The sequence below is a fragment of the Mesorhizobium sp. M7A.F.Ca.ET.027.03.2.1 genome (assembly GCF_003999175.1).
In the GTDB taxonomy this organism is placed as follows: domain Bacteria; phylum Pseudomonadota; class Alphaproteobacteria; order Rhizobiales; family Rhizobiaceae; genus Mesorhizobium.
Genome location: NZ_RZOM01001204.1, coordinates 1 through 1719 on the forward strand (window position 1 = coordinate 1; position 1719 = coordinate 1719).

Here is a 1719-nt window from a genome sequence, read left to right on the forward strand (position 1 = left end):
ATCCGACGCAGGCGGTGCTGGAAGAGCGCATGGCGGCCCTCGAAGGTGGCACGGCGGCACTCGCGGTCGCTTCCGGCCACGCCGCGCAGGTGATCGTGTTCCACAATCTGATGCAGCCGGGCGACAATTTCGTTGCCGCCAACAAGCTTTATGGCGGTTCGATCAACCAGTTCGGCCATGCCTTCAAGAATTATGGCTGGGAGGTGCGCTGGGCCGACACCAACGACATCTCGACCTTCGAGAGCCAGATCGACGACAGGACCAAGGCGATCTTCATCGAAAGCCTGGCCAATCCGGGTGGCACTTTCGTCGACATCGAGAAGATCGGCGACATCGCGCGCAAGCATGGCCTGCCGCTGATCGTCGACAACACGCTGGCTTCGCCCTACCTGATCCGGCCGATCGAGCATGGCGCCGACATCGTCGTCCATTCGCTGACCAAGTTCATCGGCGGCCACGGCAATTCGATCGGTGGCGCCATCGTCGACGGCGGCACCTTCGACTGGTCGAAGTCGGGCAAATACCCGATGCTGTCGGAACCGCGCCCCGAATATGGCGGTCTTGTCCTGCACGAAACCTTCGGCAATTTCGCCTTCGCCATTGCCGCGCGCGTGCTCGGCCTGCGCGATCTCGGCCCGGCGATCTCGCCGTTCAACGCCTTCCTCATCTTGACCGGCCTGGAAACCCTGCCGCTGCGCATGCAGCGCCATTGCGACAATGCCGTCACCGTTGCCGCCTGGCTGTCCAACCATCCTAAGGTTGCGTCGGTGAACTACCCCGGCCTGCCCTCAGACAAGAACAACGCGCTGCAGAAGAAGTACTCGCCGCTTGGCGCCGGCGCCGTGTTCACCTTCGCTCTCAAGGGCGGCTATGACGCCGGCGTCAAATTCGTCGAGGCGCTCGAGCTGTTCTCGCACCTGGCCAATGTCGGCGACACCAAGTCTCTGGTCATCCACCCGGCCTCGACCACGCACCGCCAGCTTTCCGACGAGCAGAAGGTCAAGGCCGGCGCAGGACCGGACACGGTGCGGCTGTCGATCGGCATCGAGGACGTCAACGACATCGTCGCCGACCTCGAACAGGCGCTTGCCAAGGTCTGACCGATCATGAGCGAGTCAAAATTTCTTGCCATCGGCGTCGACACTGTCGACGCCGAACAGGGCGCGCCGGCGCCGGATCGGCTGATCTCGGGCGATCCCAAATTCCGCACCTGGAATGTCGAGGAGCGCGACGGCGGCCTTTACGCCGGCATCTGGGAATCGACCCCGGGCAAATGGCGCATCGTCTATGACGAATGGGAGTTCTGCCACATCCTGTCCGGCGTTTCGGTGATCGCGGAGGACGGTGGGCAAGCGCGCACCGTTCGGGCCGGCGACAGCTTCGTGCTCAGGCCTGGCTTCAAAGGCAGCTGGGAAGTGCTTGAAACGACTCGCAAGGAGTACGTGATCAAGCTTTGATCTCGCGTCGCCATGATGCTCGCGATCGGAAGGGACAGACCGCTGTCCTGCCGAGCTATTTCAGAGGCAGAAAGAGTTCAACGACCACTTCGCGTAGCGGTCCCTCCGGGAAGTGGGACAGATGTCGTTGGCAATAGATCGGAAAGTCGCGTGCTTCCTCGCCGCTGGCCGGAAGCCATTCACGATAAAGGTAAAGTGCTGCGGGTTCGAGATTGTTGGTATTGCCGGGATAGCGCAGCACCGCGCAACGACCGCCGGGAAT

General features: G+C 62.3%; 3 protein-coding genes. 2 read left to right on the plus strand and 1 reads right to left on the minus strand.

What is annotated here, in order from left to right:
• Positions 1–1100: O-acetylhomoserine aminocarboxypropyltransferase (locus EN750_RS32975; protein WP_127399166.1), on the plus strand; the 1100-nt coding region annotated here is incomplete at its 5' end.
• Positions 1101–1106: 6 nt separating this feature from the next.
• Entirely contained in the window at positions 1107–1457 is a 351-nt protein-coding gene (locus tag EN750_RS32980) for a cupin domain-containing protein (protein WP_127258223.1), read from the plus strand.
• Between the two features lie 55 nt (positions 1458–1512).
• Here EN750_RS32980 and EN750_RS32985 read toward each other — a convergent pair.
• On the minus strand, positions 1513–1719 hold a 207-nt coding region (locus tag EN750_RS32985), incomplete at its 5' end, for a GyrI-like domain-containing protein (protein WP_189526629.1).